The sequence below is a fragment of the Paenibacillus sp. NAIST15-1 genome (assembly GCF_001894745.1).
GTDB classification, from domain to species: Bacteria; Bacillota; Bacilli; order Paenibacillales; family Paenibacillaceae; genus Paenibacillus_B; species Paenibacillus_B suaedae.
In genome coordinates this window covers 483,476-499,157 of the sequence record NZ_BBYF01000002.1, presented here as the reverse complement: position 1 = coordinate 499,157, position 15,682 = coordinate 483,476, and the positions used below count along the sequence as shown (strand labels likewise).

13 protein-coding genes are annotated in these 15,682 nt (G+C 34.2%); all 13 read left to right on the top strand.

Features of this window, described 5'->3' with window-relative positions:
- Window positions 1-157 precede the first annotated feature (157 nt).
- Entirely contained in the window at window positions 158-2,638 is a 2,481-nt protein-coding gene (locus PBN151_RS05935; protein WP_227774431.1) for a hypothetical protein, read from the top strand.
- Window positions 2,639-2,881: 243 nt separating this feature from the next.
- Window positions 2,882-3,157 (top strand): HU family DNA-binding protein, encoded by a 276-nt coding sequence (locus PBN151_RS05930; protein WP_072728116.1) that lies wholly within the window; start codon window positions 2,882-2,884, stop codon window positions 3,155-3,157.
- A gap of 127 nt (window positions 3,158-3,284) precedes the next feature.
- Window positions 3,285-3,440, top strand: a complete 156-nt coding sequence (locus PBN151_RS31020) for a hypothetical protein (protein ID WP_175560617.1) — start codon at window positions 3,285-3,287, stop codon at window positions 3,438-3,440.
- A 4-nt stretch (window positions 3,441-3,444) separates the two neighbouring features.
- Window positions 3,445-4,626 (top strand): hypothetical protein, encoded by a 1,182-nt coding sequence (locus PBN151_RS05925; RefSeq protein WP_072728114.1) that lies wholly within the window; start codon window positions 3,445-3,447, stop codon window positions 4,624-4,626.
- A gap of 466 nt (window positions 4,627-5,092) precedes the next feature.
- Window positions 5,093-6,217, top strand: coding sequence for an HNH endonuclease (locus tag PBN151_RS05920; protein ID WP_072728113.1), 1,125 nt, complete (start codon window positions 5,093-5,095; stop codon window positions 6,215-6,217).
- Window positions 6,181-7,095 carry a hypothetical protein gene (locus PBN151_RS05915; RefSeq protein WP_072728110.1) on the top strand — a complete coding sequence of 305 codons (915 nt, stop codon included), beginning with the start codon at window positions 6,181-6,183 and terminating at the stop codon, window positions 7,093-7,095. The genes PBN151_RS05920 and PBN151_RS05915 overlap by 37 nt, the downstream gene beginning before the upstream one ends.
- On the top strand, window positions 7,070-10,144 hold the full coding sequence (locus tag PBN151_RS05910; protein WP_227774429.1) for an LAGLIDADG family homing endonuclease: 3,075 nt from the start codon (window positions 7,070-7,072) through the stop codon (window positions 10,142-10,144). Before PBN151_RS05915 ends, PBN151_RS05910 begins: the two co-directional genes overlap by 26 nt.
- Window positions 10,145-10,360: 216 nt before the next feature.
- A complete protein-coding gene (locus tag PBN151_RS05905) occupies window positions 10,361-11,743 on the top strand; it encodes a hypothetical protein (RefSeq protein ID WP_227774427.1) in 1,383 nt (460 codons plus the stop codon).
- 38 nt (window positions 11,744-11,781) lie between these two features.
- Window positions 11,782-13,242 (top strand): coiled-coil domain-containing protein, encoded by a 1,461-nt coding sequence (locus PBN151_RS05900; RefSeq protein WP_175560614.1) that lies wholly within the window; start codon window positions 11,782-11,784, stop codon window positions 13,240-13,242.
- Window positions 13,243-13,272: 30 nt separating this feature from the next.
- The gene (locus PBN151_RS05895) at window positions 13,273-13,746 is read left to right on the top strand and encodes a hypothetical protein (protein ID WP_072728104.1); all 474 of its coding nucleotides are present in this window, start codon (window positions 13,273-13,275) and stop codon (window positions 13,744-13,746) included.
- A 37-nt stretch (window positions 13,747-13,783) separates the two neighbouring features.
- Window positions 13,784-14,749, top strand: coding sequence for a hypothetical protein (locus PBN151_RS05890; protein WP_072728102.1), 966 nt, complete (start codon window positions 13,784-13,786; stop codon window positions 14,747-14,749).
- A 62-nt stretch (window positions 14,750-14,811) separates the two neighbouring features.
- Window positions 14,812-15,249: a hypothetical protein gene (locus PBN151_RS05885; RefSeq protein ID WP_072728100.1), complete on the top strand. Its 438-nt coding sequence runs from the start codon at window positions 14,812-14,814 to the stop codon at window positions 15,247-15,249.
- A gap of 19 nt (window positions 15,250-15,268) precedes the next feature.
- Window positions 15,269-15,679, top strand: a complete 411-nt coding sequence (locus tag PBN151_RS05880; protein WP_072728098.1) for a hypothetical protein — start codon at window positions 15,269-15,271, stop codon at window positions 15,677-15,679.
- Window positions 15,680-15,682 lie beyond the last annotated feature (3 nt).

Here is a 15,682-nt window from a genome sequence, read left to right as displayed (position 1 = left end):
CTTATAAACAAACCAAGGGAGGGTTTTAATCATAAATCTTAACAAGCAAGTGCAGTTATACAGTGTAGACACGAGCTTTTTTTACACAAAGGAAGAATACAAAATACATAGCAAGTTAAAAATTTCCCGTCATTATAAAAAGAAAATACGCTCTCTTATGGATGAGACGCAGGATGAAGTACTTATCAAAAAACAAAAAAATCAAATAAAAAGACTCAATGGTCGAATAACATACTTAAAGAGCCTGTTGTTAGATAAATTGCAGTCCAATAACTCTGTACGTGATTTCAATGATAAATACATAAAAGACAAAAACATTGTTTCAGTATTTGAGTCAGTACTAACTAGGACATTAGGCATGGAACCTAATACATTAACAGAAGACATCATAATCGTTCAAGCTTATCACTTTAAAGTTCTTCAGAATTTAATTTTAGATGGATTCACTTACAAGAACGAAAAGTATGTTTGCTTTACTGCTTCAGCAGGTCAGATCCGTACCAAGAAAACACTCTTTATCAAAGAGTCTATTCTGGGTCAGTATATAAAATCATTAATGTGTGGCCTGTCGATTGAGCGAATTAATGAACTTGGTGGGGTAAATATTAATAAATTTCTCGCCTACCTAGCCCTATGTAACAGTGCTACAGAGCAATGGATTGGATTCGATATTGATAAGTCCATTGTAGTTGAAGATATGGAGACTAATGTTCAAGCAACGGTAGATTTTATTGATGATAAAACATACTCAATCTCGCGCAAGGAAATGGACATACCTATCACCCATACTGATGGCTGCGGAATGATACTACCCCGTACCCAAGGTAAAGCAGTTATGATAAGAATGCCTTGGATGAAGGGATTACTTGTCCCCTTCCCTTTCGATAAATTCATTAGGGAGAAGAACAAGGAGACGCCCATGAATACTGGAATTGTAAAAGATATTTATGGGAAAGAATACGATATTCTAAAAGACAAAATTGAAGTTATATTCACTAAAAGTCAGTTTAAAATGTGGAAGTATTATTCATCATGGGATGAATATAAGCTCTATTACAAGCAATATGGCTGCCAAGCTGGAATGTGTAATGAAGAGGAAGATGTTATTGGAAATGCTAAATTAAATTATCAGATGATTCAGACTTTAACAGACATTACGGAAGATGAACTAATTGAACTTACTAGTTCAACCAAGGAAGTCATTACTTCCCTTGGAGAAGATCGTAGAACAATGTTAAAAGTTCTTGGTGTAACAGAATCTAATACAAACAAGAACTACTTCCAACAGGCTTTAGATATATATCCTGAACTACTGAAAGATGTATATAGTCGAGAAATCATTAAGCAAACTAAAAAGAGTCTGATTAAAAATGCGAAGGCTGGAAAAATCGATATTGAAGGAAAGTACACTTTCATATCTCCTGATCTTTACGCATTCTGCGAATTTATATTTCTGAAAGAGTCTAATCCAAAAGGATTACTGTCTAATGGAGATATATTTTGCTCACTCTATAACCATAATGAGAAGCTTGATTGCTTAAGAAGTCCTCATTTGTATCGAGAACATGCAATCAGGATGAATACAATAACTAAAGAAATGAAAAGATGGTATGTCACAAAGAGTCTGTACACGAGCTGCCAAGATCCCATAAGCAAAGTGCTTATGTTTGACAATGACGGTGACAAGAGTCTAGTATCGAACGACATTACCCTAGTTACTGTTGCCGAGAGAAATATGAAGGACATTGTTCCCCTTTACTACAACATGGCAAAAGCAGGTGCAGAGTTAATTAATACCGAGAATATCTACAATGGACTTAAGGCTGCTTACACTGGTGGTAATATTGGTGTAATAAGCAATGATATAACTAAAATATGGAACAGTAATGATATTAACCTAGATGTGATCAAGATTCTATGTATGGAGAATAACTTTACTATTGATTATGCTAAGACATTGTACAAACCAACAAGACCAGAAAAAATCAACAGACTTATAACTCGATATACAAGGACTAAAGTTCCACACTTTTTTATTCATGCCAAGGATAAAAATGAATCAAACGTAGAACCCATGAGTAACAGCACTGTGAATCGAATGGGTAAACTAATTCCGAACAGTAGGATCAACTTTAATAGAACAAATATTGGCTCGTTTGATTACATCAATTTAATGAAATCACTTGATGTGGAAATGAATCAAGACATCATAGAGAAATACTCAAAGTTAGATCTTAAGAAACGCTTCATTTCAATTGACTATGACGAGAACAGTTCGTCCTTTGAAAATACTCATACATATAGAAAAATCCGTAACGAGCTACTTGAAACCAATAGTGATCCTTACTACGTTGTTGACATATTAGTGAAATATCTGTATGGAGACAAAAATAGCAGTCATAAAACAACACTATGGTCTACTTTTGGGGACATTATAGTTGAAAATTTAAAAGCAAATATTCACAATAAATACAATCACAAATACATAGCTTGCGAGTTATGCGGTTTACGTGTGCTGGCAACCAATAACGCAAAAAAATATTGTGCTGATTGCTCAAAAATAATTATTAGAGCTCAAGTAAAAGAAGCAAAGAAAAAATATAGGGAAAAATTAAAAAAAGAAAAGGGTATAAAATAGGATTTTTTCATTAAACTCAGTAAATTACTGGTTTTTATCTATATATATTTCTTATTTTATATTTAACTTTATTTTCTACTGTGTGATAAAACATAGATTTTTACTAAGTTCTATCGTCTATATGTTAATCTATACATAAAAATCGTAATGGTATATAAGGGAACATGAAAGCTAATATCCACATAAAAGAGACGATCATGAATCCCCTACTTAACAAAAAGAAAATTAAAGGGAGAAAATAAAGTGAAAAAAGTAGATATCGAAAAACTGTATGCCGAGAAGCGTAGTATTTCCAAAAAAGAAGCGGAAGAACAATTTGATACTTTTCTAGATATTATTGAAGACGGACTAAAGCAGGATGACTTTGTGGATATTACTAAGCGCTTTCGAATCGAAGTAGTGCCTACTAAAGCACGGAAAGGTCGTCACCCACAAACTGGTGAAGAAATCGATATCCCTGCTGGACGAAAGTATAAGTGGACAGCCCTTAAGCGTCTACAAAGTATTATCGGTAAGTAAAAACCTCCTAACTTTAATACATATATGGAGTGGTAGATTTATTTCTACTACTCCCCTATCCTCTCTGACCAACATTTAAGTTGGTCTATTTGTGCTTTCTAAAAATAATTCAGGGAGTGAATTAATAATGAATAATAAGCAAGAAGTATTGAATGAAATTAAAGAGCTGTTATATGGTCTCTATCCAAATGCAAAAGCTATCAACGTTGATGTAAATGGAGATAAGATTAAAGTTAAACCAAGTGAAGAGTATACTCTTACAGATACTCTAAACAAGGAGTAAATGTATGACTGCTAAGATACTAAGAAACACCAATGAAACTTTGGAAGAGTATCATGTCAGGCTTGGAGATAATTTAGAGACATATGGACTGAATTGGAATACTGCTGCTGAACTATTGAACAGAGAAGCTGATGAGGAGTATTCAGAGTCTAAATGGCGTAAAGATTACGCTTCATATGCTAAGTGGAAACCATTCCTCACAGATAAACTTGCTAATAGCGATGAATATATGAAGGATATACACGATAAGACTATTGAGCTCCAGAAGGAAAAGATTAGGTTTCAAGATCAAAAACGTGAGTACAACAATATAGTACGTTTACAGGCAAGGTTCGAGCATCTTAAAGATGAAATTCACAAGGCCATTACTGAGCTATCAACTAGTAAACCGTTGGAGTTCAAAGCTACTAACAAAGAACCTACTGAAGTAAGAGCAAATGTGCTTTGGTCAGATTGGCATTATGGCATGGATTTTTCGAATAGTTTTAATACATATAATCCAAATATTTTTAAATATAGAGTGCAAGAGCTTATCTCTAGAACTATTGAATACGGGATTAAACATAAAGTAGATACTCTTACAATCGGGGCACTTGGTGACTTCATAGGTGGAGCTATTCACGTTTCGACACGAGTACAAGCTAGTGAAGATGTAATTAAGCAGGTTCAGCATGTAGCTGAAACGTTATCTGAGGCTGTTGCTGAACTATCTAAACATTTTAGACAGATTAGATTTATTAATATCATTGGGAACCATGCTAGACTCATAGCAAATAAAAGTGAGTCTGTTTTCACCGAGAATTTAGAGAATATTATTCCGTGGTATCTAGAGAGTAGATTGAATGGGTTTAGTAACGTTCAAATTCTCAAGGATACAGATGGATACTATATTGATAACACTTTCTCCCCTGCTCATGTTTATGTACATGGAGACTTGGATCATGTAACTTCTGTCGCAAAAAACTTACCTCAGATGATTGGAATTGTCCCCTCTTATGTATTCAGTGCTCATATTCACCACGATACGGTGAAGGAGTATGGAAGAACTAAAGTTATCTCAAACGGTAGCTTAATCGGTGCAGATGATTATGCTGTATCAAGACGTGTATTCGCTGAACCAATGCAAAAAATGCATATTTTCAATGATAAGGATAAAATTGAGTATACAATTACAATCGATTTATAAAATATTAAATATATAAAAAAAAGGAACATAAATTATGTATTACATTGTTAATGTAAAGCAACCAGAAGTCGTAGTTAATGAAAATGGTATTGTTCAATGTATTAAGAACGAAGAGATGGATTTGCTAAGACAGATTCTTAATAAATAAATTAAACAAATACATAAAATGATTGAACCGTAGGAACCGATGTTTGTCGGTTCTTTTTGTTTGCTCATTTTGAGTAAAAAGTTTGGTGTGTGATTTTTCCACATTGCCTGTGCTTTGATACCACTCCCTTATCATACACAGGTCTTCACACACCTCCCCTCACCTGTCGTGCATTGAAGGGATAATAATAAATTCGTTATTTTTAAAAACGGTCTAGAAGTGGAAGTCATGAGTCTATTTGAAAGCTTAGATCTTCGTATCCGTTGACCATGTATTTCATTTTACACGGAGAAAAGTAATATCGGAGGAATATGTGATTTGATAAGTGAAAAGATATGCAACAAATGTGAAAAAGTATATCCACTTGATACAGACCATTTTTTCAAAAAGCATGACACAAAAGATGGATATACGAGTAAATGTAAAGTATGTGCAGGCGGTAAGTTTACTAATCATTTAAATGCCATTAAACCCAAAAATGGATATAAATTTTGTACTAAATGCAATCGTGAACTGTTGATAAACATAAGATTTTTTCCACCTGATAAATTATGCAAAGATGGCTTCAGAAATGTTTGCAGAGAATGTGGGAAAGATGGTCATTTTATGAATGAAGAATATTCAAAAAAGAGATTCTTTACCAAGGAAGATCAAGAATTCTTTATGGAAGTGTACCCTAAGCACTCTAATAAAGAATTGATAAAACTATTCTATGAAGGATTTACTGAAAAAGAATTGTGGGATAGAGCACAAAGACTAGGACTTAAAGGGAAGAATGATGAGACTCGAAAGAAGAGATATGAACAACTTTCAATTTTTATGTCTAGCCCTGAATCCCCTTTCCGAATACCAAAGACAGATGACCACAAAAGAAAGATTTCTAAAGCTAAATTAAGTGTTAAATTAGGTAAAAATCCAAACACTAAGAAATCGACCCCAGAGTTTAAAGCTTTAATCAGCAAACTAAAGAAAGAGTTGGGATACTGGAAGGGAGAACTTAATCCTCGTCATATTAATCCATTAAATGGTGACAAGAATGGTAGATGGCTAGGTGGAATTACTCCACTACACGCAAAGATTCGAAACTCTGAAGAGTATGCGGTATGGAGATTGTCGGTGTTTGAGAAAGATAATTTTACATGTCAATGTTGCGGAATTGTGAGAGACAAGATAGAGGCTCATCATGTCGAGAACTTTTCTGATAATATACATCTTCGGTTTGATATTAATAATGGCATAACTCTATGCAAGAAATGTCACAATCCAAATAAGATAAATAGTTTTCACCACATATATGGTACTAGAAATAATAATAGAGCTCAGTTAGATGAATATATAGAAAGATATAGAATGGGTGAATTTATTACACCACCTGATGATTCAATTGCGGAAGTAGGTGATCATACATGTCAAGTAAAAAACAATGCTCTAAATGCTATATAGAAAAGAATGTTACAAAAGAGTTTTATGTTAGTTACTCCAAATTATCTTCTGATGGTCGAGTTTCCGTATGTAAAACTTGTCTTAATAACATGTATGATCATAATGAACCATACGAATCATTAAAATCTATACTCCGCCTTATTGATAAGCCTTACATCTATCATATAGTCGATTCATCCATGAAAGAAAATCCAGACAATGTTTTCGGAAAATATATGAAGAACATTGGCCTTAAGAATTATAAAGGATATACATGGGGAGATAGCGTTTTTGAGCCTATTAATAAAGAAAATTACGTAGAACCTAATATAAATATTAACCAACAATTTACACTCTCTACTCAATTTCAACTTACTGATGAATTGATTGATAAGTGGGGAGATGGATACACATCTGACGAGTATCGTTCATTTGAGCGCAAATATAGCATGTTAAAGAACAACTATCAAGAAAAGACAGCGATGCATACAGAGGCTCTACTAACTTATATTAGATATAGAGTTAAAGAGGAATTAGCTACTGCTCAGGGTGATTCAAAAGCTGCGAAGGAATGGGGTACTCTTGCTAAGGATGCGGCTACTGCTGCAAAGATAAATCCGTCTCAATTATCAAAATCTGATTTATCAGATGGTTTGGACACCTTTGGTCAATTGGTAAGAACAGTTGAACAGGCTGTCGATATCATTCCAATCCTGCCACGTTTTAAAGCGAGACCACAAGATAGAGGTGATTTCACTTTATGGTGTTATGTCAATTATGCGCGTGACTTAAAAGGACTACCAGCGGCAGAATATAAAGATATTTATGAGTTTTATGAAGTCAGAAAGAAAGCTTATGAAGATGCTGCTTCCAATGGTGATGAAAATGGCCTCATATAAGAACTTTCAATCTGATAATGCAAAACATACTAAAAATAGATTAGATACTCGAAATCCTGAATTCAATCCAACTGTCTCATCTCGCGGTGTTATGGAGTCAGATAGTTTCACTCAAAATCTCGATAAATATAGTAATTTCGTTTCATGGGCTAGATTCTATCCTGATTTGTGGTGGGATTTAATTACTCCCCCAACAGGTGGAATCAGATTAGATTTAGATCAACGTATATATTTACGTTGTGTTGCAAGGTTCATTTCTAACTACATGGTATTCCCTCGTGGCTATGGCAAATGTGTATCCGGTGACACAATCCTCTTTACTGAAGGTGGTATGAAAGAGATAGGTTCATTTTTCGATTATGATGAATCCGGTAAAGAAAGATATATTGTTAAAAATATAAAACTGGTGAACAGATTTGGAGAATTAGAAAGTACTAATGCAGGTGTTTATAGCGGTAAGTTGCCAACAAGAGTAATTTTAACAGAAGAAGGATATGAATTAGAGAGTTCACTAAATCACCCTGTCTTAGTTATGACAGATTCTGGTGAAGTAGCTTGGAAACGAACTGAAGATATCCTAATTGGGGACTATATTGTAATAAATAGAAATAATGACAAATGGGGAAAAAAAATTACACTAAATGTTGATATGGATTCATTTTTAGATTCGTTCGGAAAAAGTAGTAGATGGAAAATCGAAAAATCAATGTGTTCCACTCCTACTATTCTAACAGAACAACTAGCTTTAATTCTTGGTTACCTTGTTGGTGATGGATGCTTAACAATGGATAATCGAATAATATTCACATCTAAAGATGAAGATATTATATCCAACTATATTAACTTTTTTAGTGAAGAGCTAAATATTGAAGTCAAAAAAAAGACTGATATAGATTATTATGTAAACGGAAAATATGTAAGAGAATATTTTAAACAACTTGGTTTAGAGCAAGTAGATGCTTACCGCAAAGAAATACCAAAGGTTATTTTAGAATCACCAAAAGACTTCGTGTCATCTTTTATAAGAGGTTTATTTGATACTGATGGTGGCTTATCAAACACATATATAGAATACTGTACAGCTTCAAAGAAATTATCGAAGCAAGTGCAGAGTGTATTGCTAAATTTCGGTATAGTGTCAACTCGATCAAGAAAATTCAATAAAGAATATAAGACATATTCATATCGAATTACTATTACCGGAAAGGATATGGATTTATTCTATAAGTATATTGGGTTTTCTTGTAAGAGAAAACAGGATAAATTAGTTGATTTATGTCGTGACATTAAGAGAAATACCAATAAAGACATCATTCCATACCAGCATAACCTAGTTCGTGCCTTCTATAATAAAGCAAAAAACCATAATTCATACTTATACGATAAAGTTTATCATCTCCTTAAAGGAAATAATAATCTTACTTATGAAAAACTTGATCATTTACTAAACTTGGAGAATGTCTCAGACACAACTGAATATTTTGAGCTTAAGAATTTATCTGATACTAACTATTTCTACTCAAGGGTAAAACAAATAAATAACAGTGAAAATCATGTTTATGATCTTTCATTACCTGAAACACATAGTTTTGTCTCCAATGGTTTTGTCAGTCATAATACGCTATTAGAGATAATGGCAATGGTTCACGCTTGTATTTTCTATCCTGATATTGAAATATCAATGACAGCTCAGACCAGAGAAAATGCCGCAAAATTAGTAGATGAAAAATTCAGAGAAATATTAAGATTCTATCCAATGATTCAAAACGAGATCCAAGGCAGACCTTCTTTCTCAAAAGATTCAGTTGAGATTGTTTTTACTTCTGGAGCACGTATTGATGTTATGGCTAATGCTCAAAGTTCTAAAGGTGCTCGTAGAAAAAGATTAAACGTTGAAGAAAGTAACTTGTTGAATAACGCACTTTTCGAAGATGTTCTAGAGCCAATTGTTAACGTTCCGAGAAGGACAATTGGTAGTTTAGCGTTAATAAATCCTGAAGAGTTGAATGGTCAAATAAATTTCATGACAACTTCTGGATTTAGAGGCTCTTCTGAGTTTGAACGAAACATCAGTATGTTGGATGAAATGGCAGAATTAAAAGGTAAGATCGTTATTGGCTCTGATTGGCAACTAGCTGTTAATTATAGCCGTGGTGAACCAAGGTCTACGATACTTGATAAGAAATCAAGGCTATCTCCAACGTTCTTTGCTATGAACTATGAATCTAAGTGGGTTGGTGCATCTGATTCAGCGCTAGTAAGCATTAACAAAGTAATTGACTTACGAACCCTAAAATCTCCTGAGTTAAAGGGAGATGAAAGATATATTTATATCCTGAGTGTAGACGTGGCACGTTCCCTCTCTCAGAATAACAATAAGACTTCAATCTCTGTGCTAAAAATAAAGAAGACGAAAGACCAAAAGATAAGTAAAGTGTCTCTTGTAAATCTTATTAACTTGCCAAATGGTCTAAATTTCACTGCCCAAGCTATTGAAATCAAAAAGATAAAAAAGAGATACGGCGCAAAAGTAGTTGTTGTTGACGTGAATGGTGTTGGTGTTGGCTTGAAGGATGAACTTCTTAAAGAAACAATCGACCCAATAACTGAAGAAAGCTTAGGATGCTGGGATACTATAAACACGGAAGATGAACCAGACATAGTCGATTCGGAAAAGATAGTATATGCTCTCATGGCTCAAGGTATTAACCATGACATAATAGTCAACTTCATTGACATGGTAGAAAGTTGCAAGTTGCAGTTATTAATCAAAAATACTGAAAATAACTATGAAGTTAATGACACTGATTATTTTAACAATAATGTACTTCCTCACGTTCAAACAGATTTATTACTTGAGGAAGTAGCAAATCTCAAATTAAAACAAACACAGAATGGAAAATACACTGTTGAGCAGTTAACAAAAAGAGTAGACAAGGACAGATATAGTTCACTTGTTATGGGATTGTGGTATATCAAAGAGTTCTTGTCAAAAGTAGAAGAAGAAAATGAAGATGATTATATGTTCTTCATGCAATCAGGATTCTAATGAAAGGAGGTTTTTATTGTAACACAGGTAACTGGTGAACGTAGAAAACGTGGTCGACCTCCAAAACAAAAACCCATAACCGAGACTGCTTCATCATCTAGTAATATTCAGAATGACGAACATCTTTATGAACTCTGTTCCCTAACAGACTATGTAACCCAATATGGTTCTGGCGCTTCTCTAACTGATATTAAGCTTACTGATCTATATAATTATTTGCGCAATCCATACGAGAATATAAAAAGAATTAGAACTGCTTCTAAATATCTAACTAACAAGCACGGGATAATCAAAGATGTTCTCAAGGCTTTTAAATCACTACCTACACTTAACTATCATTTGGCATGGTCTAGTTATGAAGATCTTGAATTGATTACGGAATTCGAAAAAGAGATCTATGATTTTCTAGACTCTATTAATGTCAAAAAGTTTGTTCGTGATGCCTTGTATGAAGTCGGAGAAATGGGCACTGTTGTTTCATGTCTGAGAAATGGCAAGTACGTACAATTTCTTGAGTTAGATGATCTTAGAATAAACAGACAAGAGAATGGTAAGTGGGTTGTTGAATATGACTTAGCTTCAATAAAAAGAACTCTACCATCAAATGCATCTGCAAATGATATTGCTATTGTAATTGAGTCCCTACCTGATGAAGTAACAAAGTCAGCCTATCTAAATTACCAGAGAACAAAAGATGATTCAGCAAGATATATCAGAATTTCTAATTGTGAAGTGCTTGGATTAGATAACAACAGAAACATGCCATATGGATTTCCATTAAGTATGGGCGCATGGACTTCATTGATTCAAAAGGAAATAATCGCTCGTGTTGAACGTAGTCAGGCAGATCAGCTCACCAAGAAAATCTTAATTCTCTATGCTGGTAACATAGGCGGGAAAGATTCTAATAAACCCGCACCAAAACCATTAATCGAAGGATATTTTAAAGAGGTTAGTAAACTGCTTGTTAAAAAAGGTCAGAGTAATAACTCCAGTAGTAATGATACAAGCGGAACTGCGGTAATGGCACTACCTGATTTCTTCAAGCTTGAGAGTCTAGATGTGGAAGTAGAAATGTTTACTAAGGACTTGTATAACAAGATTAATTCTGATGTCTTTATGAACTTGGGCGTTTCAGAGGCATTAATCTATGGATCTGGCGCTAACTTTTCAGCAGCAACAATGAACAGTGAAAAGTTCTTTCGAACGATCTTTACTGTTCTAGAAGACATTGAAACAATAATCAATAACTACATAGAAGAAAAATTTCCAACCGATATTTCATGTAAGTTCTATTTCGATAGGACGACAATGTTAGATAAAGATAAATATATAGATAAGTGCTATACATTCTATCAACAAACAGGGATATTCTCTCCTTGGGCAGAGGCATTACTTGGTGTACCTTATCATTATGCTCTTGGAATGGCTAAATATGAAAATGAAGTGTTGAAAATTCATGAGTTCATCAAGCCCCCACTAAATGCCCATACAATGCCCTCAAATTCAGGAGGTAGACCAGAGGGAGATGCTATTAATGACGGAAACACAAAGAGTAAGTCATATGGCGGCAATAATAACCCCTCACCTTCTGATTAAAATTATGTAGACGAAATGAAGGAGGTGAAATGAGAAAAATGAGCGAAGAGAAAATACTATTAAGAGCAAAATATATTGAATTAAGCGAAGAATCAAACGATATATACATGGTTCTTAACATGTGTATTTTGACTAATAAGGTTAATTTCAACGGTGTAGAGTTCACAGATGACTTCATTAATGGTGTTGTTACCAACAAGGAAAAATACATTGGCATACCATTGGTTGTAAACAAGCACAAACTAGAAAAAGGTTTATATAAGTCATTAACACATGAATTAGATAAAAAGACTGGTCAATTAATAACACAAGTTATTGGCTCATTTATAGATTTTTGGTCTGAAGAAGACGAAGACGGCTCTTTGAAGCTTATGGGCAGTGTAAGGGTACTTAAGCGATACCCTAAAGTTTGTGAAGCATTACTTGAACTTTACAATGATGATGACCTTGAAATGTCATGTGAAGTTTTGGTCGCTGGATATGAAAAGCAAGAAGATGGAATTCGCTATATTGCCTATAAATACGGAAAGAAAATAAATCATTTGATCGGTTCCGCTGTGGTTTCAGAACCAGCAGAAGCAAAGAGCAAAGCCACATTACTGATAGCCGAAGCATTTAATTCTGACTTTGAAGGAGGTGTAGATATGAGCAAAGAACAAACAGAGGTTTTTAATAAAGGCAAGGATATCAATTATCATACAGGAGTAGAGACTTCTTCGTTGAAATGGAGTGAAGTTTCTGGTCAAATCTACAGTATATTAAACCCGGTTAACTTAAAAACAACATACAGAAAATACAATTATTACATTCGAGATTTGTATCATGACTATGTTCTTGTAGAGGAATATGATGATTCCTCAACACTTTGGAAAATCGACTATGATATCGTAAATGATTCTGTAGTGCTATCAAATAAAGACACTTGGGCTAAAGGTAAATTGGGATTCATTCCTGATGGTGTCGAAATTGCTTCCTTAATTGAAAAAAACAAAAATCTAGAAAATGAACTTAATACTAAGGTTACCGAGATTAATAACAAACATAAGGAGGATCAAATCTTGACGGAACAGGAAATTAAAGAACTTCAGGATAAAGTCACCGAACTTTCTGAGAAGGTTACTGAACTTAATCAGACAATTGTGAATCAGCAAGAGACTATTAAAACTCATGAGCTTAAAGAAACTGAACTTTCTAATCATATTAGTGAGCTCACTCCTTTTAAAGATAAGTTTGAAAAAGCTGAGAAAGAGACAAAGAAAAATGCTCTCGTAGAGAAATATTCGAACTTATTGTCTGAGGAAGTTATGAAATCAGAAACCGTTGTCTCAGCACTGGAAGAACTGGATGAGCAAAAACTAAACGCCGCAGTTGTGGAACAGATTTCTAAGGAAGTTGCATCGAAAGAACCAAAGGAAAAGGAAAAACCAGTAGTAGTTGTAGCAAGTAATCAAGGAGAATTGATTAAGGGTTCTGTACTTGAAAAGTATGGAATTAACTAAAATATATAAATTTATGGAGGAATTAATTTAATGGGTAAATATGGTATTGCACGTCTTGATTTAGTGAAAGGACATGCTCGTCACTATGACTTTGATCAGCCAATTGAAAACGGAACGCTAGGTGAAGAAGATTATGTCACAGGTAAGCTCGTTCCCACTAAAGATGTAACTAAAAGACAAAAATTTGTAGCATCAGTAGCAAATACATATGACTCTCGTGATGAATCTGAATTCCGCAATGAGGTCGGCGGGATGGAGGTGCGGGGATATACACTTGTAGAAGATGACACAATCACTACTACTAAAATTGATTTCAGTGGAGATCGTTCTAATATTGGTGCAGTAGTTAAAGGTGATTTCGCTTATGCCAAAGTTGGTGGGAATTTCGTAGTATCGTCCACTTTCCCAACTGTAGATCCAATCCCTGCCCAAGTGTTCAGAGTTGAGGAAAAAACAACACTGAATGGTCAAGATGCTCTAGCACTTAAAATTGAGAAAGCTTAATTATAAATAAATTATTTATATTTGGAGGAAATACTTAATGAATAAACAACTAATTATGGAACTTTGCATGGACGTTCGTCATAATCGTTCGTCAGTAGCAGACCAAACCACTGAACAGCGTAAAGTAGAACTGGTTGAGCTCTTTAGTAACCTCATGTCTAACTACGAGCGAAATAAAGTAGAAATTAATGAAATTATCAAAGAAAACGTAAATGCTGTACTGAAACAACGTGTAGGTAATGCTCTAGACGTTATCGCAGAAATTGCTTATGTCCCACATGGCGTAAAAAAAGAATATAACGTTCGTCGCGGAACAATTAAAGTTGAGTATGTTGCACTTGGTTCAGAAATTCGTCGCCAAAAAATTTACAGAAGTAAAGTTGAGGCCAAACCTCAAGCAATCGGAGCTGCTGTTTATGCTGAGTGGGACGATGTACTAGCTGGTCGTGCTGAGTCTTTTACTGACATGATTGATGAAATCGCAGAAAAGACTCTTGAGCAGGTTCTTGTTAGTATTCAAAATACATTTGTAAAAGCAATGATTAATGCTCCTGCTGCCAACAAATACACTGGCGCTTTTGCTCTACAACAAATTCGCAATGTAGCAAATACTGTTTCAGCATACGGAAAACCTGTAATTGTAGGTACGTCTGTAGCTCTCTCTAATATTACTAGTGATGCTGGATTTAAGGCTTCTATGTCTGACAACATGAAAGATGAATTTAACAAAAATGGTTTCATTGGTGTTTGGGAAGGTAAGGCTCTAGTCCAATTACCAAACACTTTCACAGATGAAACAAATACTGAATGGGTATTGGATAACAAAAACTTGTTTGTCATTCCGGTGAATGCTGATAAACCAGTTAAAGTAACATTTGAGGGTGGCGCTGAAATGCTTGAGCAGCAAAGCTTTACTGACGGTTCTATTACTAAGAAAACACTTCAAAAAGTCGGTGTTAACGTACTTCAAGTTCCTAACCTTGGTCTCATCACAATTACATAACTAAGGTTATTTTAGGGAGTCAATTGGCTCCCTATAGTATTTCATAAAAAGGGAGATAAAAAATGAATAAAGTCAAAGTAATCAATAATATTCACAGTGGCGTTGGTTTCTTTCTCAATCCTACACCTGAATCATTTAGGTTGCTATCCAAACAAGCTGCTTTTATGGACATCACTGAAGAAGAAATCCAATACATCTATATCAATCAAGAAATAATCCAAAAAGGAATTTTGTGGATTGATAATAAAGATATTCGTGTAAAATACGGAATTGAAAAAGAAGATGGAACAAAAGAAAACCATAATGTATTACGTCATGATGAGATAGTCGAATTAATTCAAGGCAACTATAAGAAGCTTGAAAAAGTTATTCAAGAAATTACTGAACCAACAATTCTTACACAATTTGTTGAAGTTGCACGCGAGCTTAAGGTAGACAGTAAAGCCAAAATCGATATTATTGAAAAAGCAACAAATGCAAGGATTTTTGAAGATGAATAAGATGAATTGTGGTGATTAGATGGATGCCACATCCTATGAATTAATTTACGACCGTTTCTTATCGAAAATAACTGATTATGATTTAGCGGAACTTGCCGATGATCAACTATCAAACAGCTTATTGAAGTTCCTTAAAAGTGCAATTACTGATTTTAAGTATACTGATAAGATGCTAAGTAACAGGGATGACATTACTCAGCAATTTAATTTTGCTTTAACTGATCTAGAACAAGAGATATTGGCTAAGTATATGATTGTTCACTGGATAACACCCGAAATATTGAGACTTGAAAACATTAGGCAAACTCTCGGTAGTCGCGACTTTACCACCTACAGTAATGCCAACATGCTTGATAAATTGACCAACCTCAAGAAATCATTAATAAACGAAGCAGATCAAGACCTGATCTACTATTATTATTCTACATGAGGT

Coding starts and splice junctions, on each gene's coding strand:
- PBN151_RS05935 (WP_227774431.1), top strand. CDS start 158: ATGGATGAGACGCAGGATGAAGTACTTATCAAAAAACAAAAAAATCAA.
- PBN151_RS31020 (WP_175560617.1), top strand. CDS start 3,285: ATGAATAATAAGCAAGAAGTATTGAATGAAATTAAAGAGCTGTTATAT.
- PBN151_RS05925 (WP_072728114.1), top strand. CDS start 3,445: ATGACTGCTAAGATACTAAGAAACACCAATGAAACTTTGGAAGAGTAT.
- PBN151_RS05915 (WP_072728110.1), top strand. CDS start 6,181: ATGTCAAGTAAAAAACAATGCTCTAAATGCTATATAGAAAAGAATGTT.
- PBN151_RS05910 (WP_227774429.1), top strand. CDS start 7,070: ATGGTGATGAAAATGGCCTCATATAAGAACTTTCAATCTGATAATGCA.
- PBN151_RS05900 (WP_175560614.1), top strand. CDS start 11,782: ATGAGCGAAGAGAAAATACTATTAAGAGCAAAATATATTGAATTAAGC.
- PBN151_RS05895 (WP_072728104.1), top strand. CDS start 13,273: ATGGGTAAATATGGTATTGCACGTCTTGATTTAGTGAAAGGACATGCT.
- PBN151_RS05890 (WP_072728102.1), top strand. CDS start 13,784: ATGAATAAACAACTAATTATGGAACTTTGCATGGACGTTCGTCATAAT.
- PBN151_RS05885 (WP_072728100.1), top strand. CDS start 14,812: ATGAATAAAGTCAAAGTAATCAATAATATTCACAGTGGCGTTGGTTTC.
- PBN151_RS05880 (WP_072728098.1), top strand. CDS start 15,269: ATGGATGCCACATCCTATGAATTAATTTACGACCGTTTCTTATCGAAA.